General features: G+C 42.6%; 17 protein-coding genes. 6 read left to right on the forward strand and 11 right to left on the reverse strand.

Annotated elements, in window-relative coordinates:
* Positions 1-11: 11 nt before the first annotated feature.
* The 7 genes from A5877_RS02675 to A5877_RS02705 form a co-directional block, all read right to left on the reverse strand.
* The gene (locus A5877_RS02675) at positions 12-899 is read right to left on the reverse strand and encodes an SDR family oxidoreductase (protein WP_005235175.1); all 888 of its coding nucleotides are present in this window, start codon (positions 897-899) and stop codon (positions 12-14) included.
* Positions 900-1,144: 245 nt separating this feature from the next.
* Positions 1,145-2,845: a DUF4091 domain-containing protein gene (locus tag A5877_RS02680; RefSeq protein WP_086316306.1), complete on the reverse strand. Its 1,701-nt coding sequence runs from the start codon at positions 2,843-2,845 to the stop codon at positions 1,145-1,147.
* Between the two features lie 2 nt (positions 2,846-2,847).
* On the reverse strand, positions 2,848-3,819 hold the full coding sequence (locus A5877_RS02685; protein WP_061054302.1) for an alpha/beta hydrolase: 972 nt from the start codon (positions 3,817-3,819) through the stop codon (positions 2,848-2,850).
* A 3-nt stretch (positions 3,820-3,822) separates the two neighbouring features.
* Positions 3,823-5,187, reverse strand: a complete 1,365-nt coding sequence (locus tag A5877_RS02690; RefSeq protein WP_086316307.1) for a glycoside hydrolase family 1 protein — start codon at positions 5,185-5,187, stop codon at positions 3,823-3,825.
* A complete protein-coding gene (locus A5877_RS02695) occupies positions 5,180-6,085 on the reverse strand; it encodes an ROK family protein (RefSeq protein ID WP_086316308.1) in 906 nt (301 codons plus the stop codon). Before A5877_RS02695 ends, A5877_RS02690 begins: the two co-directional genes overlap by 8 nt.
* A gap of 9 nt (positions 6,086-6,094) precedes the next feature.
* Positions 6,095-7,447 (reverse strand): PTS sugar transporter subunit IIC, encoded by a 1,353-nt coding sequence (locus tag A5877_RS02700; protein WP_086316309.1) that lies wholly within the window; start codon positions 7,445-7,447, stop codon positions 6,095-6,097.
* A 19-nt stretch (positions 7,448-7,466) separates the two neighbouring features.
* On the reverse strand, positions 7,467-9,668 hold the full coding sequence (locus tag A5877_RS02705; RefSeq protein WP_086316310.1) for a glycoside hydrolase family 3 N-terminal domain-containing protein: 2,202 nt from the start codon (positions 9,666-9,668) through the stop codon (positions 7,467-7,469).
* A gap of 160 nt (positions 9,669-9,828) precedes the next feature.
* On the opposite strand from A5877_RS02705, the gene A5877_RS02710 reads away from it, so the two are divergent.
* Together A5877_RS02710 and A5877_RS02715 are read left to right on the forward strand one after the other, a co-directional pair.
* Entirely contained in the window at positions 9,829-11,004 is a 1,176-nt protein-coding gene (locus tag A5877_RS02710) for an AraC family transcriptional regulator (protein ID WP_254907414.1), read from the forward strand.
* 106 nt (positions 11,005-11,110) lie between these two features.
* Positions 11,111-11,368 carry a hypothetical protein gene (locus A5877_RS02715; RefSeq protein WP_005235163.1) on the forward strand — a complete coding sequence of 86 codons (258 nt, stop codon included), beginning with the start codon at positions 11,111-11,113 and terminating at the stop codon, positions 11,366-11,368.
* A 581-nt stretch (positions 11,369-11,949) separates the two neighbouring features.
* Here the strand turns inward: A5877_RS02715 and A5877_RS02725 are convergent.
* The 3 genes from A5877_RS02725 to A5877_RS02735 form a co-directional block, all read right to left on the reverse strand.
* On the reverse strand, positions 11,950-13,419 hold the full coding sequence (locus A5877_RS02725; protein WP_086316313.1) for a glycoside hydrolase family 1 protein: 1,470 nt from the start codon (positions 13,417-13,419) through the stop codon (positions 11,950-11,952).
* Between the two features lie 91 nt (positions 13,420-13,510).
* Positions 13,511-15,412 (reverse strand): beta-glucoside-specific PTS transporter subunit IIABC, encoded by a 1,902-nt coding sequence (locus A5877_RS02730; RefSeq protein ID WP_005235158.1) that lies wholly within the window; start codon positions 15,410-15,412, stop codon positions 13,511-13,513.
* A gap of 169 nt (positions 15,413-15,581) precedes the next feature.
* Positions 15,582-16,424, reverse strand: coding sequence for a PRD domain-containing protein (locus A5877_RS02735; protein WP_008378663.1), 843 nt, complete (start codon positions 16,422-16,424; stop codon positions 15,582-15,584).
* A 1,046-nt stretch (positions 16,425-17,470) separates the two neighbouring features.
* Here A5877_RS02735 and A5877_RS02750 point away from each other — a divergent pair.
* Positions 17,471-18,334 (forward strand): Rgg/GadR/MutR family transcriptional regulator, encoded by an 864-nt coding sequence (locus A5877_RS02750; protein WP_005235141.1) that lies wholly within the window; start codon positions 17,471-17,473, stop codon positions 18,332-18,334.
* 311 nt (positions 18,335-18,645) lie between these two features.
* On the opposite strand, the gene A5877_RS02755 is transcribed toward A5877_RS02750, so the two are convergent.
* Positions 18,646-20,439 (reverse strand): oligopeptide ABC transporter substrate-binding protein, encoded by a 1,794-nt coding sequence (locus A5877_RS02755; RefSeq protein ID WP_016613448.1) that lies wholly within the window; start codon positions 20,437-20,439, stop codon positions 18,646-18,648.
* Between the two features lie 360 nt (positions 20,440-20,799).
* Between A5877_RS02755 and A5877_RS02760 the strand changes: the two genes are divergently transcribed.
* The 3 genes from A5877_RS02760 (at position 20,800) to A5877_RS02770 (ending at position 22,979) form a co-directional block, all read left to right on the forward strand.
* Positions 20,800-22,101, forward strand: a complete 1,302-nt coding sequence (locus A5877_RS02760; protein WP_086316314.1) for a DUF1576 domain-containing protein — start codon at positions 20,800-20,802, stop codon at positions 22,099-22,101.
* Positions 22,098-22,448 carry a hypothetical protein gene (locus tag A5877_RS02765; RefSeq protein ID WP_008378669.1) on the forward strand — a complete coding sequence of 117 codons (351 nt, stop codon included), beginning with the start codon at positions 22,098-22,100 and terminating at the stop codon, positions 22,446-22,448. The genes A5877_RS02760 and A5877_RS02765 overlap by 4 nt, the downstream gene beginning before the upstream one ends.
* Positions 22,449-22,616: 168 nt before the next feature.
* The gene (locus tag A5877_RS02770) at positions 22,617-22,979 is read left to right on the forward strand and encodes a YxeA family protein (RefSeq protein ID WP_005235132.1); all 363 of its coding nucleotides are present in this window, start codon (positions 22,617-22,619) and stop codon (positions 22,977-22,979) included.
* Positions 22,980-22,981: the final 2 nt, after the last annotated feature.

The raw sequence follows: 22,981 nt of genomic DNA on the forward strand, positions 1-22,981 counted from the left end.
TCCTGGGAATTTTAAGCGAAGAAGCTACCGCCAGTTACACTGTAAACTTGACCAGTTACATAACTTGCTTCATCAGAGGCTAAGAAAACATAGACTGGTGCTAATTCGACTGGTTGTCCAGCGCGTTTCATCAGTTCTTTTTGACCAAATTCTGGGATCGCAGATTGTGGCTGTCCACCCGAAATTTGAAGTGGTGTCCAGATTGGACCAGGAGCCACCGTATTGACCCGAATGCCTTTTTCACTTAATTGAGCAGCTAGCCCTTTACTAAAGGAAGTAATAGCACCTTTCGTGGCTGCATAGTCTAAAAGATGGGCACTAGGCTCCGCACTTTGGATCGAAGTGGTCGTGATGATGCTCCCACCAGCTGGCAGATAATCCAACGCTTCTTGGACTGTCCAATACATCGAGATGATATTCGTTGTAAAGGTATCTTGAATTTGTTGTGTAGTCAACTCTTTGATGTCCTTCACCGCTTGTTGCATCCCAGCATTTAGAACCAACGTATCTAACCCGCCTAATTCTTTGGCTGCTTCATGAACCAATTGACGAGCGAAAGTTTCATCTTTCAAGTCTCCTGGGATCAAAACTGCTTTGCGTCCGGCTTTTTCAATGACTGCCTTGACTTCTTGCGCGTCTTCTTCTTCAAAAGGAAGATAGTTGATTGCAACATCGGCGCCTTCTTTGGCAAAAGCAATCGCTGCTGCTCGACCAATACCAGAATCACCACCGGTCACTAATGCTTTGCGTCCAGCTAATTTGCCTGAACCTGCGTAGCTTTCTTCCCCGCAATCAGGTACTGGCTGCATCTTTCCTTGAATTGCCGGTGCTTCTTGCACCTGTTTTTCAAATTTGCCATCATAATACTTCGTTAACGGATTGTTGATTTTTTCTGACATGCTCGTTTCCTCCTTGATTATTTCTACTTCTATTTGTCATAGTTTGTTATGACCTTACTTAAAAGTGTAAAGGAAGATGGAGGGAATGAAAAACGAAACGCTCACCAGAAAAAAAGCATCTGTAAGAAAACAGATGCCTAGTAAAACGAAAAAGCTGCGTGAATCAGTAGTGAAAACGCCCACAGGTATCTCACTATTCTTCTGGAAAATCGTAGTGAAATTTCTGGGTGCAGTGTTTGATTTTGCTACTTTTCTAGCAGTTCGAGGAGGGCCCGATGAAAGACCTCAATCTCCTCCGCGGTCTGTAGAAAAACATCGGGATGACTGTGATGGCTGTCGATCATCCAGTGTTTCGTGTCTGTAACTTTAAGAAAATCTGCTACTACGGCGTCGGTTTGATGCGGTTGTGCAGCTTGAGCGGTCTTCAAGAGATAGAAATCTTCAATCCCCCGCTGTAGTTGTTTATACCTTAGGGACAACAATAAATGTCCGTGATTGCCAGGATAGACGAAACAAAGATCACCGATCGGTAGTGAGCTCGTATTGTACCGAATATCGGACCGAGCATGTTCTGGCCAGCAATTGTAGGCCCAACGCAGAAAGCCGTCTGTTTTGAACTGATACGATAAGATTCCTTGCATTCGCGTCTCTAACAGGGGACTATGCAAAAAGGTATTTGGTTTGTCGGGATAATTGCAGACATAGTACTGCATCTTGCCCGGATGGCTTTGTGCTAGTGTTTCGTAATGGTTGCAAGTACAGTAATAGGAAGTCACAGGATGATCGATCACTGGCAGCAGCTCAAATAACACGTCTTCTTTATCAAAAGCAGCTTTGATCTGGATCGACGGATCAATTTCTTTTAAAACAGCTAACGAGGCTCGGAAACTGTCGATTTGATGTTTCTTCGGTTCGTCAGAAACGATGCGAACCTTCTCCCACAGATTCTTTCCTTTAAAATAATCAAATACTTGGCGTAGATACTCCTGCAACTCAGCTTTTTGATTAATAAAGCCAAAGGCGCCTTTCCCCTCATCATAAAAGCGAATCACCAATTTTTCTGGATGGTCCAAGTTGACTAACGGAAAAAATGGCGGTTCCCAGACCCCTAATAAACCAAACACATCAATTTCATCTTTGATGCCCGCAGCAAAAAAACAATCAAGGTAACGTGTCAGCACAGAAAAATCGCAGGAAAGTTCTCCGTCTGGCGTCTTTTTGACCTTTACCATCGAATACTCATATAAATTGGCGGGATAATCTTTGACGATGTAATTGAACCAGCCCTTCCAAGGGATCTCTCCGGCGATCACTGTGATCGCTTTTTGTCCGATCGCAGCGAGACTCTCAGCCATTTCCTTGATCAAGTCAAAGTGGGCATCGCTCCATAACGGAACGTCAAAGGTGCGAGCCAAATTGCTGGGCTGCTGCCACATATTTAAGTGGAACGTTTCTAAATATTCTTTTGGAAAAGTAAAAGTGCCCACTTCAATCGTTAGGTTCTTTTCTAACAAGCACTCCTCTTGGCTAGTCAAGTGTGCCCGATAGACCTTGATTTTCACGGGATAAACTTTCGGTTTGATTGTCTCATCGATCTGCCACTCCAAATAAAGAGGCGCAAAGCGATCGCCAGGATAGGTTTTGGCAGTTCGTTCAAGTAATTTATCGGCGTACGCCAATTCCTGCTGACCGACATAATAGTCGACGAATTGCGCTTTGACCGGCAATTCGCTAAAAATCTCAACGCGTATCATGGGAATCTCGATTTCATCGGGGATCGAAAACTCGTCGCCAATAATATAATGATTGCGGTTGCCATCGTGCAGCAGCAACTGACAAGCAGCAGTACTGTTACGAACAGCTGATAACTGTTCAATCGCTTGTGGCTCTTGGGTGATCAATTCTGTTGAAGCCTTATAGCTTTCATGGACCAGGATTGCTTTCATTTTTACTCTTCCTTTCTAGGATCAATCAGCTGCAAAACAAGCGCTTGATAAGAAACATTCTCAAAAGCTTCTGGCATGATCGTTAGTAGTTGCTGCAAGCTGATGTTTTTTACGATTTTTAAGCGGCTTTTGTCTGCCCATGATGGAAAAGCCTGCAACAGCAAGCGTTTGTTTTCACCTGACTCGAGTAATGCCCGAATTGGCCACTGCCCTAAATCAGGAAACAAAGCTGGCTGGGCAACTTTATCTGCCCAGTTCAACTCTAGCCATTCGACGCATTCATCAAACCAACGGGCAAAACGTGGATCAACCATTTCTTTACGATTACCGAAGCGTTCGGTCGCCAAAGAAAGACCGTGACGTCCTTTTTGGAAAATATGACTTTCAAAGGGAACCTCGTGATCTTCTAGGGCCTGCAGATACGCCAATGAATTTTCGATAGGAACGACATTGTCTTCAAAGGTTGAAAACAAAAAGGTGGGCGGCGTATCTTTTGTGACACATTCCTCTAATGAAGGGGCATCGATCTTCATCACAGTAGCAAATGAAGACAATATCGCTGGGTAGCCTAAAATACATAAGCTCGGTTTCATTGAGGAGAGTGTTGATAACGCCGCTGCCAAATGGCCGCCGGCAGAAAAGCCGATCACAGCGATTTTTTCGGCATCGATTCCCCATTCACTTGCAAGTTCTCGGATTTTAGTAATCGCTTTTTCTGCATCTGCTAAGGAATGGCTGAAACTGCGATGTGTCCCTACATGATAGCGTAAGACCCCGGCGTGAAAGCCTTGGGCAGCAAAATTTAAGGCAATCGGCTCAGCTTCCCGCTCACTGCAAAAGGAGTAGCCGCCACCGGGAATCACCAAGACAAACGGACGATCGCCCACCCGTTCATACTCGGCTTTTTCCTCATGCAGGTACACTGTCAAACCGGCTTGCGCTTCTGGATCAAATAGATATTCCTGAAAAAACATCGCTTACTCTCCTAACCCGTTTTTATCGATAACGTTTTGATACCAATAAAAACTATCTTTCTTGTATCGCGCCAAGTCCAACAGCTGATCGTCCGTACGATTGACATAGATAAACCCGTACCGTTTAGCGATGCCTTCGTGAGTACTGACGAGATCAATGGCACTCCACGGGCAATAGCCGATCACATCGACACCGTCTTCGATCGCCAATGCCATCTGTTTTAAGTGCTGCTGCAAGTAGTCGATGCGATAATCATCGTGGATTTTACCATCAGTTGTCAAAACATCCTTGGCACCGATGCCGTTTTCCGTGATCAAAAGAGGCAGACGATAACGGGAATAGATTTCGTTCAACGTAAAGCGAAAGCCTTCTGGATCAATAGGCCAACCGAATTCAGTCATTGGCAAATGGGTGTTTTCTACTACTTGGAAAAAGCCAGGAATCCCGAAACCAGACTGTTGATCGAGTTTTGTCTCTTTTTGAAAATAGCTGCTGACGGTCATCGTATTATAATAATTCAATGCGATGTAATCACATGTTCCAGCTGCCAAAATCTTTCGATCTGCTTCAGTGACTGTCGGTGCTGCACCAATCGTCTCTAACAAATGCCATGCGTTATGGTTGTATGTGCCGAAAACAGCCGCATCTAGGAATAACCAATTTCTCAGCGCACTCATAGAAAGAGCTGCCAGCTGATCGGCTGGTTTTTCAGAAGCTGGATAGACACTGGCGATATTCGGTGCTGGGCCAATCTTGCCGCTAAAATTACCGGCATGAAACTGTTGGGTCACCAATGCTTGGGCCACTAGCATATGGTGATTTTCTTGAAATTTTTCTTTCATGGATTTTTGACTCGTACCAATGACCGAACCAGCAAGTGCCATCACATTTTGCTCGTTGATGGTTTGCCATAGCGGGACTTGATGACCAAAGTTTTCGAACAGTACTTGGCAGTAATCAGCAAATGCTTGGATCGTCTCTCGGTTTTCCCACCCACCTTGCTTCGCGATCGCAACGGGCAGGTCAAAATGGAAAACGGTGACGATCGGTTGAATCTCGTTTTCTAGTAGCAGATCGATCAGTTTTTGATAAAACGCCAATCCTGCTGGGTTGACCTGACCATCGGGCATGACTCGACTCCATGATATGGAAAAACGATAGGCTTTTAACCCTAATTCTTTAAACAATTTCACATCTTCTTCATATCGGTGATAGTGATCTGATGCTACTTTAAAATTAGTGGTCCCTTGCGGAATCTCTTTGATATCTTGCACTGAGGGACCTTTGCCGTCTTCTGCCCATGCGCCCTCTACTTGATAAGCACTAGTGGATGCTCCCCACAAAAATGCTTCCGGAAATTTACTCATCCCACGGTTCCTCCTTGGCTGCGCCGATCAAATTGGCGTCCGCTTGAAAATAAGCGGCTTGGATCGCAACTGGCTGCAGCGTTTTCTCAATGATTGGTGCGGTTTTAAAAATAGCTTGATAGCTGCTAGCTATGGCTTCGATCAAGCGTGGCTGACGGCTGATCCCGCCACCGATAACGATTTTCTCCAGAGCTAAAAGACACTGAAGATCGAAACACAAGACAGCGATTTCTTTGGTATAAGTTAAAAATAAAGCCTCTGCCTCAGGATCAGCAGTTTTCGTAAGGGTATCAAAGACCAAAGGACCGTCAGGCGCGATAGCCATACTAGCAGCCAAACGCTCAATTAATCCGACAGCCGAAAGACCGATCCCCACAAAAGAGTCCGCGCCTCTCATTTGTCGGTCACGAATCATAAAACTGACTTCACCAGCTTGTCCATGATGCCCACGATAGAGTTTTCCATTGAGACAAAGACCAACTCCCACGCCGGTTCCTAAAATGATCGCCGCACCATTTTGGATCCCTTGCAGATTGCCGGCTTTCATTTCCCCTAGCGCGGCGGCTTTTGCGTCGTTTTCGACAGTAACCTCTGTCACAATGCCATCGCTTAACTGGCAGATCAATTCTGGCAAATTTACCCCATCAAGGTATGGCAAGGCACCACCAAAGAAGACCGTCCCTGTTTCATTAACTGAACCAGGGACTGCGATAGCCACTTTCGTGAAAGAAACTTGACGGGCATAGCTTTGCAATAGCCCTTTGATAGCTTCTTTAAAGGGTTCAAAAGCTACAGGGGTTAAAATGGTGCGTCGTTTACTGACCTCGTCGTGTTCGACCCATCCCGTTTTGATGTGCGTCCCACCGATATCAATTCCTAAATAAACCAAATGTGCCACTTCCTTTGTTTACGCTTGAATTTCTTCCACGACTTTTTCTGTCATTTTTGCTGCTTCACTTGCTTGCTTTTTTTCAGCAGCCATTTCTAATTCGTACTCTTTTTTATCCGCAATTTTTAGAAACGGATACCACATAACAATACCGATCAGCATACAGATGATCATTAAGATCGTGTAGTTAAGTCCTCCTGAAAAGGGCATTTTGATAAAAGTCGGTGTGGTCCATGGCAATAGACTCATGGTTGGATTCAAGCTGATTGGGAGGATCGTTGTTGCCAATCCCCAGGTCACAAAGCCAGCGATCAATTGTGTAAAGACTTGCGGAATAAAGAACAACGGATTCAAAATAATCGGCATCCCGAACATGATTGGCTCTGTGATGTTAAAGATCGACGGGATAAACGACAATTTTCCTAATTGTTTCATTTTTGCCGATTTGCTGCGGATCATAAAGAAGGTCACAAAGCCCATGAAGCCAGCAGCATACATGCCCATATAAATCACTGAAGGAATCAGATAAGGCAGCGCTTGTCCTTGTTGGTAAGCAGCAATATTTGAAACGACCATGGTCATACTAATCGCCCCGAGCGGTCCTTGTAAAACTGCATTATGAATTCCGAAAAACCATAAAACAGCTAATACTTCCATAATGATGATGATCGATAGCGGGCTAGCAACTAAGGAGTTCAACGGCGCATTGATCACATCGATAAAGAATTGGAAAATCGAACCGGATGAAGTAAACCCAAATAAGACACGTAAGACAAAGACGACTGCAAAAATGATCGTGACAACAAACACTGGTGCTAAAGATTGGGTTACCATTGGGGGAACACTATCCGGTAGCTTGATCATAATGTTTTTTCTCGATAAGAAAGCATAAAAGCGAGTGACCAACAAAGCGGTCAGCATGCCGATAAACAGTCCTTGTCCGCCTAAGAAATCAAGCTTCAAGGCACCAATCGTTTGTTCCACTGCTTGGCCATCTTGCATGACAGTTGTTGCGACGGTTTGTGGCATCAACATAATGAAACTAGCTAAAGAAATAATCGCTGAATTGCGTTCATTGCTTCCTAATAGTTTTGCGTAAGAATACGCCAAACTGTATACAACATACAAGGCAAAAACGCCAGTTGCTCCGTTGGTGATCGCTTCAACATGCTGGAAGATGCCAATTTTCGTCAAATAGTCCGTCCAACCGGGAATCGGAAAATTTCCAATGATCGTGATAAACGCAATTCCTAAAGTGATGGGACTTGTTCGAATAAAACCCTCCATCAAAGCGGCCAATACTTTGTTTTGTTGTAATTTTTGTGACATTGGTAATAGTTTGCTACTTAAAAATGCTTCTAATTTTTCCATTTTCTCTCACTCCTTTAGTTTAGATCGTTACACTAAGCATCGTTTCTTTTTGATCGATCCGCATTAGAAATCGATAAGTACCTTTGGTTATGTGTTTCTTCCCTTGATTGTCATAGAAAACAAGTTCTGACAATGGCAATGACAATCTGCGCTCTTTTTCTTCCTGGGGCGCGAATGAGATGAGGTCACTTGCGATTAATTGGCGACTTGGACGAACCACTGCCGCTGGACGCTGCATGAGATAAAGTTGAATGACGGTTTCTGCAGCTGTTGCTGATTGGTTTTTCACTCGATAAGCCAATTGGATCGTCTCGCTAAATACTTCACTACCAAGCCATTCTCCAGTAAACGAACTATAACTAAGACCTGTTCCGAATGAGAATAAGGGTTCATTTGATTCATCGCGGTATTTTGACAAAAAGCGATCAGAATGCTCACTATCTGTCAAAGGTCTGCCCGTTGGCAGCTGGGCACTGTATAGTGGGATCTGTCCTTCACTACGAGGAAAGGTCATCGCCAGTTTTGCCGTCGGAGAAGCCTGCCCACTCAACAGATTGGCGATCCCGATCCCGCCCATCGTTCCTGGATACCATACGAGCAACAGACTATCAAATAATGCTTCCACTTGTGTTAAGACTAACGGTCTGCCAGTGTAAAGCACGCCAATCAAAGGCTTGCCAGTCTTTTTCAACGCTTGGATCAAACGAATTTGTTTCAATGGCAGCTGCAAATGAGCTTTTGATGCCCCTTCGCCGCTCTCCAAAAACTGCTCTCCAAAAGTCAAGACGATAACTTCGGCGGCTTCGGCGGCTTCCATGGCTTCCAAAAGCAACTGATCTTCTGGTTCGATCGGTCCATTCAGCTGTTCGATCCCGGCTTTTAAAGGACCAAATTGCTCATACGAGTCGAATAGATTGTATCCACGAGCAAAGATCAAGTTTTCGGGTGCGAAATGCTGCAGCAAACCGGTTTTTAAAGGAATCGTGTCTTGTGGCTTGCCGCTGACTGACGCCCAAAAACCTAAGGTCAACCGGCTTTCTCCATAAGGACCGATCACAGCGACGGTTTGGTCCTTTTTCAAAGGTAAGCTGCCCTCATTTTTTAACAGCACACAGCTTTTTTCTACTAGCTTAACGGCTAGCTCTTTGGCTTCATCCGACAAAACTTCTCCAGTTTGTTGCGTTTTCAACCCTCGATAGGGTTCCTCAAACAAACCTAATTGATTTTTTAGTACGAGAATTCGCCAGACTGCTTCATCCAGCAACGCGGCTAATTCGGGTTGTTTAATCAGTTCTGGCAAGTGCGTCGCATAGACCGATGTCATCATATCAAAATCAACGCCCGCTTCCAAACCTTTCTGAGCGGCCTCCCGTTCATCTTTGACAAAACCGTGGGAGACCAATTCTTTGATGGCGGCATGATCGGAGACCAGTACCCCATCAAAACCGAAACGTTCGCGCAAAATCTCTCGGTTCAGCCAGCGGCTACCCGTTGCAGGTTCACCATTCAATAGGTTAAAGGCCGTCATCACTAGCAGTGCTTGGGCTTCGATCGCCGCTTGATAGGGTTGCAAATATTCATTGAATAAGCGCTGATTGGACATATCGACCGTATTGTATTCTCTGCCCGCTTCGGGTGCACCATAACCAGCAAAATGTTTGATGCAAGCAGCAACGTGATTTTCTGCCACTCCTTGATCAAGATTGCCTTGGTAGCCGGTCACGACGCTTTTAGCAAAACGTTTTGCCGTATACACATCCTCTCCTGGCGACTCCATCACTCTGCCCCAGCGAGGATCGCGAACAAGATCCAGCATGGGTGAAAAGATCACATGAAGGCCATTTTGGTAACATTCTTTGGCGGTCATCTCAGCGGCTTGCCCGATCAAATTAAAATCGTAGGAACCTGCTTGGGCAAGGGGAATCGGAAAAATCGTTCGAAACCCGTAGATGACGTCCGACATAAACAGCATAGGAATCTTTAGTCGGCTGTGTGCTAACGTTTCCCTCTGTAACTGAATCAATTTTTGGTAATCGTTCACATTATAAATCGAACCAATCTCGTGAATCTTCAAATTTGGTGGAAGCCCTAAATCTTGCATCGGGCCAGTAGTCATCACCTCATTTTCAATGACTAAACTGCCATTCAATTGAATCGTCTGAGCGATTTTTTCTTCTGGCGTCAATTGCTGAAACAATTCTTTCAATTTTTTACTATCCATGTTTACTCCTTCCTGTAACCGTTTTATTTATCTGAATTATAGAAAGAATCCTTCCTTAGATATACTAAAAAACTAGTGTTTATAATAAATTGTTTATTGAATGCTAAAAAATTTACGTTATACTAAAAGAAAAAACAATGTTTGGACTTTGAGGTGTCTCATGAACAAAACAACACTTACGACCGCCATGGATCTGCTTTATCGCAAATATTTGATCCCGATGATTCTCTTGGATCAAGAAGGGACTCCACTGTATCCCCCACTCACCTTACCAGCCAAGAATCCTCTGAAACACTATTTGGAAGAAACGAACGGCCCAGTTGCAAATCTCTATCATTTCGGCAAATATATGCTTGGTTGTTTTGCGTTTCAGTTAGCTGGAAAAACCTGTTATATGGTCATCGGACCCTGTGGAGTGATTGGTACACCAGATACGTCTTACCTATTTCTTGAACATGAATACCACTACAATGTGCACTATTCCAAAGAAGACAAATACTCCTTTGAAGAATACATCCAGCTACTTTATACGCTTTTTGCGGAGCAGCCGTTGGCAAAAGACCAAATCCATTGGCATTACCAAACTGAATCCCACGACCGATCCATGCAAACAGATCTTAGCTTGGAAACCAATCTTTATGAACGCCGTGTGCATGAAGCTACCTTTGATTCCTATCATTTTGAATTGCGCTATCTTGACTACATCAAACGAAACGAGCCGGAAAAAGTAGTCTGGGTATTTAACAAAATGAAAGAGACCTACAGTGTTTCCCTTTCCCCTCATGAACTGGAAGGCTTAAAACTAAAGTTTTCGGCCTTTGTCGCTGTCGTGACCCGCATGAGCATTGATGAAGGAGTACCAGTCAACCAAGCATTCGGCTTATCTGATTCATTGATCCAAGGTCTGGTTTATATTCATTCTGCCGAGGAGTGCCTCCGCTATATCAAAGAAGCCACCTACCGCTTTATGGAGCTTCTGCATAGCTATCCGCTGGCGCAAAAATCACTGTTGGTCAAGACGATTGTTAATTATGTCGACAGCCATCTCTATGAAAAAGTGACCATTGATGATCTCGCAGCCATCACTCAAAAACATAAGACCCATCTATGTAATCAGTTCAAAAAAGAAATGAACAAAACGATCCACAGCTACATTCAGGAACGAAAGATCAGCGAAGCCAAGCATCTATTGCTGTTCACAGATTTTTCCTACGAAAAAATCAGCACCCAGTTGGCATTCGCCAATCAAAGCCATTTTATCCGCAATTTCAAAGCCGTTACCGGGCAAACACCAAAAGAATTTAAAGAGAAACATTACGCTCATGCTTTAAGTTAAAGACACAATTTCCGAAAAAATGCTCAGAAACAATGGTTATTATTTTTAATAACAAACGTTGTAAGCTATCCTTTTACTCAAATCAATTTGAATGAGGAGAGATAAAATGATCCAACTTGCTCGCTTGATCTTTTGGGTACCAGTCATCTTTTTTTCGTTAGGATTGATCATCGTAACGAAACGATTGCCGCGTTTCACATGGGTTTCCTTATCCATCACGGTTTCTTTAGTGATCTTTGTTTGTAAGATTTTAGAGTATTCCTATACGATGCCTGACATGCAGCTAACTTTCTATTTTATGGGTTTCTTGATTTCGGCTAGTCTTCTTTGTTTTATTTTCTACTTGAGGATCAGAAAACGGTGAATGACAGTGGCGGGTTTTCCACGTAAATTAGTCAGGTCCCCAGTAACTAAGGACCAATAGCTTCATCAAATACACGGGTTTCTTCCTATCTTTTTAAAGAACTCCCCTCCCCTGAAAAGGGGCTTTTTTATTGCTAGTTCTGATTCTAACCTCAAGCTTACTGTGTTACTCTAGAAAGATTCGAATCAAAATACAAGGATGTGCCACTCGTTTTTCTCCCCCCTTCCTGCACACGATCGTTATTCCATGAGCTCCTTGCCTTTTTAACGAACTAAATATATAATGAATTTGCAAAATAATAACACAAAAGAACAAATCATCTATCCTCATAAAAGGAGCTTACCCTATGAACTGGCTGACCTTTGTCGTCCAACCACTGACCCTGCTGTTTTTTCTTACAGTATTCTCTCTCGTCTATTTGATGCCCGAATCCCTTGTGCCTAAGCCCAAAATGAAAAAATGGGCGTTGACTGTTTCATTGATCTTTCTAGCATGGCAGCTGCTACCCCCCTTTCTCTTCTTTTTTTACTGAGCACAACAAAAAAGCGGCTCTCTTTTTTGAGAGCCGCTTTGGTTTATTTTTAATCCTGTAACAAACTACCGCCATTGGTAGCAATGACTTCTTTGTACCAGTAAAAACTATCTTTACGGGAACGGTCAAAGCTACCGTTTCCTTCATCATCCGCGTCTACATAGACAAAGCCGTAGCGTTTCGACATTTCTGACGTTGAAGCCGAAACTAAGTCGGTACAACCCCAAGGCGTATAGCCCATCAATTCCACACCATCTTCGATCGCTTCATACATTTGTTCGATATGCGCCTTCAAATAATCGATTCGATAGCTGTCATGGATCGAACCATCCTCTTCCACCGTATCCAAGGCACCTAAGCCGTTTTCAACGATAAACAATGGTACTTGGTAGCGGTCGTACAAGTTATTCAAAGTCACACGCAAGCCGATTGGATCGATTTGCCACCCCCAGTCAGAGGCTTCCAAGTATGGGTTTGATTCGCCTAAAGAAAAGTTGCCGGCCGTTGCTTCGCCGCCTTCTTCAGGATTGTGGCGGGCAATAGAACTCATGTAGTAAGAAAAGGACATGAAGTCGACAGGGTATTGCGCAAGAATGTCTAAATCGCCATCTTCGAAGGTCACTTCGATGCCGTTTTCTTTAAAGAAGCGCTTCGTATACGCTGGATACTTCCCACGAACTTGGACATCAGAGAAGAAGAGATTCTCGTGGTCACGCTTGATTTCTTCCATCACATCTGCTGGATTTGGTGTAGCTGGGTAGGCTTGCATCCGTGCCAACATCATCCCTACTTTGATATCAGGATTGATTTCGTGGGCAAATTTTGTTGCTAAACTAGAAGCCACAAATTGATGATGCACAGCTTGATACATGTCAGAAAGGTTTTGCGTGCCATCTTCGGATAACAAGGCACCGCCAACATAGCCAGAGATCCCCATGATATTGATTTCATTGAAGGTCAACCAATATTTGACTTTGTCTTTGTAGCGGGTCAACACAGTTTCTGCGTATTTGACGAACAAATCGATCACTTGGCGATTTTTCCAGCCGCCACAGTTTAACGCGATCCCGATAGGTGTTTCGTAGTGAGAGAGGGTCACTAAGGGTTCGATCCCGTATTTTGCACACTCATCAAACACGTTGTCATAAAATTGCAAGCCTTCTTCATTTGGCTGAACATCGTCACCATTTGGAAAAATTCTTGACCAAGCGATGGACAGACGGAACGTTTTAAAGCCCATCTCTGCGTACAAGGCGATATCTTCTTTGTAACGATGGTAGAAATCTGATCCCCAACGTTTTGGATACAAGCCTTCTTTGTCATTTAAGGCAAACAAGACTTTTTCCCGAGTCATTGGTGCAGCAAATTCTGCCATGTTTTTGCGGTCTTCTGGTTTGACAGCGATCGCCGTATCGGATGTCGCTGGGCCACGTCCGCCTTCGTTCCATGCTCCTTCAAATTGGTTGGCTGCAGTGGCGCCGCCCCATAAAAAGCCTTCTGGAAATTGTTTTTCTGTCATGATTAGCCTACTTTCTTTTTCTTTATTGATCGACACAGCGGATCAGCAAGAAAGCATTCTTACTGATCCTACGACGTGCCGATAAACGCATTTATTTTACGACTTCGATCAAATTGTCGTTCGCTGTTACTTCTTTTGACTGTGTCGTTTGGATGTCACTGTAGTCGTTAGAGTTTGTGACGATGACTGGTGTCAGTAAGGAATAGCCTTCCGCACGAATCGCTTCAGTATCAAATGAGATCAATTTTTGACCGGCTTTGACTTTGTCTCCTTGGTTGATGTAGGCAGTAAAGTGATTGCCTTCAAGTTCCACCGTATTCATGCCGATGTGGATCAATAATTCTGTCCCATCCTCAGTGACTAAGCCGATGGCATGTTTTGTTGGAAACAAGATTTTGACTTCTGCATCTGCTGGAGCAGTGATTTCACCGATCGCTGGTTCAACGGCGATCCCTTTTCCCATAGCACCTGAAGAAAAGACTTTGTCTTCCACATCTGCTAAAGCAACCACTTGACCGGTTACTGGGCTTTTGACTGTTTCATCTTTGACGCTGGCAGAAACGGTTTTCGCTTCTGGTGCTGGTGCTGCTGGTGTTGCTTGACCGTCGACTGGTGAATCAACAGTTGTATACAAAGTTGGTACTTTCAATAACATCATGATGATAAATGACGCTACGATTGCAATAACTGTACCGATGGCTAAGTGGATCACGCTATGGAAGCTGCCTGTTGCTGGATCGATATATGCAGGGTACAAGAAGATACCCATACCGCCCATTGCGTAACCAGTAACGTTAAAGATTGACAAGTAGATACCAACGAAACCTGAAACTAAACAAGAAACGATAAATGGTGTTTTCATTGGCAAAGTATAACCGTAGATCGCAGGTTCAGTCACACCGAAGATCGATGAGATCAATGCTGGCATTGCGCCTTGTTTGACTTTTGGTTCTTTCGTTTTCAACCAAATCGCTGCTAGCACACCCGTTTGCGTGAAACATGGTAGCACTGCGGCGGTCAAAATAATCGAAGAGCCGTTTTGCGCCATATCCATGATCGCCAATGGCACAAGACCCCAGTGAAGACCAAACATTACCAATACTTGCCATAATGCCCCTAAAGCAAATCCATAAATGATTGGGCTGAAATCATAAACCGCTTGGAAAGCAATACCGATCCAGCTAGATGCTGTATTTGCGACTGGACCTACCACAAAGAAGGTCAACGGCACAGTGATCAAAATCGTTACAAAAGGAACCACAAACATTTTGACTACATCAGGTGTAACTTTGCGCATAAACTGTTCAATTTTCGAAGCGACAAAAATCGCTAAAATAATCGGCAGTACGCTATTAAAGTAGCCACCTGCTGGTAAGGTCAAGGTTAGACCAAAGACTTTGCTCGCTTCAGCAACGCTTTCTGCTAAACCAGGATAGACCATCGCACCTGCAATCGCTAATGCTGTATAGGTATTCATCTTGAATTTCTTTGCAGCAGTTACGGCTAAGATCATAGGTAAGTATTGGAACAAACCATCGCCTAGGGTATTCATTACTACATAGATTCCATTGGTCGCTTCCATCCCAGTTGCTGCAAGTAGCGCCGTGATCCCTTTTAAAATACCGGCTGCCGCTAATGGACCTAAGAACGGTTGAAACAAGCTTGAGATGACATCGATAAAGCGGTCAAACAAACTGCCTTTCTTTTCGTCGCCTTCGTCGATATCAAGACTGCCGCCATCGGCTAATCCGCCGACTTTCAGCACTTCATCGTAAACATCTGGCACATGATTACCGATAACCACTTGGTATTGTCCGCCTGCTTTGACAACGGTCACGACACCGTCACGTTTTTGCAAATAATCTGTGTCTGCTTTGCTTTCGTCTTTTAAGTGGAAACGTAAGCGAGTCACACAGTGTTTTACAGAAGAGACATTTTCTTTGCCGCCAACGTGGGCCAAAATGTCTTGTGCTAATTCAGTATATTTTGCCATTTTGATTTCTCCTTTTTAATAGATCATTTAATAAAAATAAAAAGACCGGCCATTTCTACAATAAACAAGCAGGAGTATCACCCATAAAAAACGAGACGGGTCTCCTCAACGAGTATTGTAAGAAAGTGCAGGTCTTGCCAGCCGAACTGTAACGAATCCATTTCCATTCTTAGGTTAATTTTGAGTGAGCGGCTAAGTTACCGATATGCAGAATCAAATACATCAATTCCATATCGTTGACATGCCAGCCCTTTTGTTCAAATAAGTATTCTTTGATCGAATCTGCGGTTTCTTTTTCTTTCGGATAGCTGCTGAAAGCCAAGGCAATCATCGGATTAGCCAATACTGGCTCTTCTTTTTCTTGACTTTGTCGAATTAAATAATAGCGAATGTGGGTCACAAACCGTTGGAAGTAGGAAGAATTCTCATCGTACTCGATGTTCATGCTATACTTAACGATCCGTAAAATATTGTTGGTCAACTCGGTGTGCTCATAGGCACTTTGATTGGCGCTTTTTTCAATTTGCGCATTGACGAAATGCAAAGTGATAAACGCAGCTTCTTCTTGCGAAAAATCGGGATACAGCTCTTTGCGGATCAACTCGACCGCTTGGACACTGACCGCATATTCCTTGGCATAGATTTTCTTGATTTCCCAATGCATGGGATTGGTCAAAACAATTTCTTGCTTTTGACGACTGATGGCAAACAAGATATGATCCATCAGTGTGAAATAAACGTTTGGATTGAAATCGGTTCCAACACTTTCCCGAAAAAGACGCACGATTTCATAAATGACGGCCATTTGTTTCTCGTCAGCCTTCGTCATGACTTTCGACATATGTTCCACTGTCAAGTCATCTTCTGGGTAGTATTTTTTTTCGATTCGCTCAGCCGGAATCAGGTCACCCGGTTTCGTTTGAAAGCCGATCCCTTTTCCCATTAGGATCACTTCAACTTCATCTTCTTTTGAAAGTACAACATTGTTGTTGATCCTCTTGATAATCTTCACGAACGATCCTCCTTGATCAGCATAGCGCATACACAGCTTTGCATCGTTTGACGTCTATGCAGAAGGTCTTGTATTTTTTTCTTTCTCTGACTTGCCATTAAGTGACGAGGTGAATGTCTGCTCCAGGCAGTACTGCAGGATATCGTCAAACCTAGCTGGCACTTCATTGCGTTTTACTTCTCCCCTCCTTTGATGATCAATGACTGGACCTTACCTTGGAACCGGTTCTTTTTTAGCGAATAGAAATAATGGAGCAAAAAAAGAAGACCAAAGCAAAAAAGTGTACAACCCAAGAAACTTTGGGTAATCAATGCACTTTTTTCCTCTGGTCTTGCCTGCCGAACAGTAACGAATCCAGTAATGAGAACACTCTCGTGTTCCGTTGAGATAATAGTACTCATTCTGAGAAAAAATGTCAACACTTTTTTTGCAAACGTTTTTCTTTTTTGTTTTTGACTTTTTTTCACTATCTTTCTCACTGAATTTCTTTTCTAGCTTTGGTCTTTTAGTTCACTTGAAATACAAGGTTTACTGTGTAGCACAATAAGACCACAAAAAACCGTAATCTTCGTGCATTACGGTCATAGCTGGAAGTATGATGCTTGAAAGACGATCAATCACAAAGAATCAGAAAATTGGGGAAGGTCTGGTGCATGACAGACATTCAACGGGACTGACCACCTTGCGCGATTCATGCGTTTCATGACTTCCACAAACGAAAAGGTCTCTTTGAGTGGGGGAATCAACCAAATAACCTTTCGATTCTTCAAGATCTTCTCTTTCCTGCTTAGAATGTTCGCAGTTCGCCGCGAAAAAAGCAGGACGTAAACTAAATTTCATTTATCAATCTGTCACTGATCCTTCAATGACAAGTATCTAAATGAAAGCCTGTACTAGTTTTTAAATGGGTTGATTTCCCAAGGACCAAATGGTTCAAATTCCATGAAAAACGACCTCCTTTATTATTTGCTATACCCTATTATATTTGATAACATGTTATTAAAATCACATTGTTCAGAAATGCGTCACAATTAAGGAGGTCCCCCATGAAACAGCAAGGCTCTTTAATCAAAAAACTGCGCACAGATCGCAAAATCTCGCAAGCCAAGCTTGCCGAAGGTATTTCCTCTCGCACCACCCTTTCTTCTTTCGAAAATCGCAAAACAAATCTCTCTTCACAAACCTTGTTTGACTACTTAGACAAAATGAATATCACGGTTCATGAGTTCAGTCTGTTGATCGACAGCGAAGCCACAGGTCAAAAACGTCAGCTGGTGCAAGATTTCTATACCCGATACTATGATCGAACACTGACTATCGACTACTTGACTAGCCTTGAGGAACGCTACTTTGAGACACAAAATTTTTTTTATTATTCTTTGTATGTCCAAGGCCTGCTGCTGCTCAACCGTGAATCATTTCTGATGAATCGAGGAGCTTACACCCAAGAAGTTGAACTGGTAAAGCAATACTTGTTTGATATCGAAACCTGGGGGCGCTTTGAGTTGAACTTATTCTCAAATTTGTTATTTATTTTTGACCAAGAAACCATCAGTTATTACTTAGATCATGGGATCAAAAAAATCCTTCACTACGCCAATGATCCCTTTTATGCAAATCTGTTAAGTGTTGTGATCTTAAATGGCTGCGCCTTTGCCAGTGAAAGTAAGGATTCCTATCTGCTTAACAAGTTTATGCTTTTGTCTCATCCCTTGCCTAATACACCTCTGTATTTTTATTTGAAAATCCATCAAGTCTTGTATCAAGAAATTTACTCCTATTTGCAATCTTCTCAATTAAACAAAGAAGTGTTAAGAAACAGCTTAATCGTTATCGAACAAGCCGGTTACCAGAACCATAAAAATGACCTGCAAAACTTGATTCATACCGTGACGAATATCTCCATTTAACATTCTTCCCTTTGAATCATCCTATATCCTTACAAGCATGATTTATCTTTTTCGTAAACGCCTGTCTGCTCATTGAAGGACAGGCGTTTTTCAGTCAAATGCTGGCCTAACTTGTACACAAAAAACCAGTTAGGTGCGCAGACCTAACTGGTTCTCGGGCTAAAATCTTAAAACGTATCTGGTTTATCCTGACCCAGATTTGATTTTGCACAACTCATCCCTCCGGTTAACTATAGAAGTAAACTGAGCTGGCTTTTCAGAAAACGACAAAAGCGTTGTTCACTTTTGATTTCAGTGATTCAATAAATCGATTAGCGAGATTCTGAAGTCACTCCGATAGTCGCCCATGGATTATGATCTGGATCATATGCCCACGTAAAGTTTGCGACACGATCAGAGACCGGCAATACTTGGTTACGGTACAATGTCGGAATAGCAAACGCTTCTTCAAATGCATATTCTTGCCATGCATCAAATGCTTCTTTACGTTTTTCTTCATCGAAGGAATCATTTGAATCGATGGCTGCTAACAATTCTGTATTGCGTTCAGACTCGTAACGAGTGTAGTTAAAGGCTGAATTTGGTCCCCATAAGCTAGTTGGTGATGGATCTGATCCAGTAGACCAAGCAGCTTGGAAAACATCGATATCTGGATCATCATTTTTCAACTTGTCATAGAATGCTTGGAAGTCGATCAAACGTCCTGTAGAGTATTGGACATCCAAACCGATTTCTTGCCATTGTTGGACATAGTAATCCGCCAGTGGTTGTGCCACTTCTCCACCTGACATTGAAGCAAAATTGATAGTTAATTTATTGCCATCTGGATCTTCCCGGAAGCCATCACCATCAACATCGATAAAGCCAGCATCATCTAGGAGTTGATTTGCTTTATCCATATCTAAGTGGTAGCCTTCCACATCAGTGCTGTGCAAACTACCATAAACCGGTGGGATCAATGTTGTACCATTTGAACGCAAGCCATGGTAGAAACGCTCACCAATCGCATCATTATCGATAGCATAGCCCATTGCTTGACGCAATGCTTTGTTGGCCATTTTTGCGTTTGGATCAAAATCAACACTATTTGTTTCGTCATTCCATGTTCCTAAATTAAAACCAAGATAGGTGTAAGATTGTTCTGGTCGTCCTAACATTTGGTAGCCATCCATATCTTGATACGTATCGAACGTATCTGTTGGCATTTTCAATACTAAATCATATTGTTTTGCATTTAGTGCTTCATTGATCGATGCAGATGGAACATTACGCATAACAATTTTTTCTAATGTTGGTGTTCCCCCATAATAATGTTCATTCGGAACATACTCTACGGTTTCCCCAGGTACGATATTCGTCATCTTGTAAGGACCAAAACCAATTGGGTTTGTCCGTACAGGATCACTGGATGGCATATCTGCTACTTCAATACCTTCAAAGGTATGTTTTGGTAATGCCGCGTTCCAAATTGCTCCACCGGATTGCTGCATTCCAGGATGCATTTCCTTAAATTCGATCTCAACTACTTTATCGCTAACTGCTGTGATCCCAGAAATCGTATCTGCTTCACCGCTATGGTATTCTTCCATTCCAACAATATTAGTAAAGTCATTATTGTAGCGAACGCCATCATAGTCTTGATGACCAATGACTTCATAAGAAAAAATGACATCTTCGGCTGTAACATCTACCCCGTCCGACCATTTTAGTTCATCACGTAATGTGATCGTCGCTTTATTGTTTTCGACATCCAAGTCTAAGTCTGCAGGTCCACCATCAATAATCTTAAAATCCTCATCTTGTAAGAATAGATATTCATGACTTGGTAACATAAAGTCACGGTCATAGGCATCCTGATAGAACTCCCACTGGAATAATCCTTGGAACTGAGTGTCCATTACTACAGCAACGTCTAAAACTCCACCTTCAATCACTTCATCATCATTGACTACCGCTAGCGGTAATGTGCTGATATCGGATGCTGCAGCGTCTGATGACGACTCTCCTGTATCTGTCGAACCTGTTCCACCTCCGTTACTTTGTCCGCAAGCCCCTAAAACAAGCGCTGCCAATAAAGTAATCATGCCAAACTTCGTTTTCTTCATACTCTTCCTCCTTATTAAATCCCCTCATTTGTGATTCACTGATAAAAAAACCAAGCAAACAGTTTTTTTATCTTAAAATGGCTTTTTTATTAGAAAATCTGAACGAGATTAACTAAATTATAACAATTTTCTCAAAACTCTTTCCGTCAATAATTTCATCAATCTATGAAATTATTGAAAATAAGACGAAAATCATTGATAAATCGCTATTGCTTTTTTTCAAATATTCTTAAGTTTTTCTTTTATGGCGTTCCTTTTCTCTCATATTTTTCGAAAAGCGCCTTGTGGAAACTGTCAAAAAAACCTTCTTAGACGAGAAAAGATGTGATACTATGAAAAAAAGGAGCGTTCAGTGAAACTATGTCAGACAAACGAATTTTCTTACAAACGAAATCGAAACCTTTTGCACCGATCTCACAGCTCTTAACTCAGCGGTTGCTTCTGGCTTACAGCTGTGTGTTGATTCTACTCGGCTTGTTCTCCTCGCCGCCTCAGGCATTGTGGCAAGGATCGTTGGCTATTTTGAATGCCCCTAGCAATTTGATTTCTGATTATTTTGCAATCGGCAATCTCGGAAGCGCCTTTTTGAATAGCGGCTTATTGACTTTGATCAGTATCCTGCTTGCTAAAAAGCAAGGAACCATTATTAGTGGTCCGATGATCGCCGCTTTCTTTACCATATCCGGCTTTTCTTTTTTTGGAAAAAACATCTTTAACTCAATCCCCATTCCCTTGGGTGTCTATCTATACTCTTACATACAGCAACGGCCCTCAACCCAGTACTCACTTGTCGCTTTATTTGGCAGTGCTGCCTCACCCGTCATTAGTTACTTAGCATTTGGCTTAGGCTTACCTTTGCCCCTAGGAATCGCGTTAGGTTATGGAATCGGCATTTTGATTGGCTTAACACTCCCCCCACTGGCAGCACAATTTTTACAATTCCATCAAGGATTTTCTTTGTACAATATTGGCTTTGCCACCGGTATTATCACCATGTTTTTCACTAGCTTTTTACGATTATTCGACATGGAAGTCTATTCGAACAAGCAATTGACGACTGACTATCACTATTATCTGACGGCTTTCTTGCTCATCCTTTGTTTTTTCTTGTTTTTTATTGGTTATTTTTTAAATAAACGATCGATAAAAGGTTTAACGGATCTTTTTAAAACTTCTGGGAAACTGATGACCGATTATGTCACAATTTTTTCACTAGGAATCACCATGATGAACATGGCAATGATGGGGCTCTTGATGTTAGTCTTTATTTTCCTGCTGCAAGGCGAGCTTTCCGGTCCACTTTTAGGGGCTGTATTGACCGTGATTGGTTTCAGTGCCTTTGGAAACCATTGGAAAAATAGTTTGCCCGTGATGATTGGGGTGGTCTTAGCCACCAAAGTCGGTTTGACTTCTGATGTATCCACCTTCAGCTTATTACTCACAGCGATCTTTGGAACAAGTTTAGCTCCGATCAGTGGGTATTATGGTCCTGTAGCTGGTATCTTAGCAGGCATCGTCCATGCAGCACTGGTCACAAATATCACTTATTTACATGGAGGATTGAACTTATACAATAACGGTTTTTCCAGTGGATTTGTCGCGGCGGCAATGGTACCATTGTTAGATGAATACCAACAAATCAGAAGGCGGCGAAAAAAATGATTGAAAAAGAACGGGCACGACGAATCGTCGATGAAGTAGTCACCTACTTTTTGTCCCATGACTGTCAAAAGATAACGAGCGAGATGGCCTTTGAAGCAGAAGGTTTCAAAGCAGTCGTGCAGGGCCCTTTCCCTGAACAGCCCTCTGATCTAGAACATTTTATCAACATGCTCAATACACCAAGAGACAGTACCTTGGAAAACTATTACGTTGAACTGTTGGGCGGTCATCAAACGATCCATGAAGAAAAAGATTACTATTTATTGGGATTAATGATCGATGAAGCCGCCATTATGTATGATGAGGGACAACTAGTCGTTGAACTGTTTCGCAAAAAATATGACTGAAGAGTAACAAGCAAATGACGTTTCTGATTTGTGGATCACACAATTCAGAAACGTTTTTTTGTTCGTTCCTCGTGACAAAATTGAAAGTTTATTGATAGATTTTTCACACTCCTTTTCAGAAAACTAGCGTTATACTTTCATCATAATAAAAAACGAGGTGACCTATTTATGAAAAAATTTTTGATTGGACTAGCAGTTGTCGTGCTTGTGGGATTTGGTGCATTGCAAATTGCTGAATCAGTCATCATGGGGGGCGACAGCTATTATGTCCAAATCACGACAGATGGCGAAAAGACGACTTCTAAAGATGACAGTGGCAATGTCTATACTCAATACCACTATGAACTACCGGCTTATGACGAAAATGGCAAAAGCAAAACCCTTGATTTCAATGGTTTCCAAGAGCGGCCTTTGCGTAAAGAAGCCTATTTGAAACTTACTTGGAATGAGAAAAAAGGCGTGACCAGCTATGAAGAGGTCAAAGAAAAAGACATTCCCGCAAAAGCACTAACTCAATTAAAAGGAGCGTAACT

The sequence above is a fragment of the Enterococcus sp. 3C7_DIV0644 genome, assembly GCF_002141235.1.
GTDB classification, from domain to species: Bacteria; Bacillota; Bacilli; order Lactobacillales; family Enterococcaceae; genus Enterococcus_D; species Enterococcus_D entomosocium.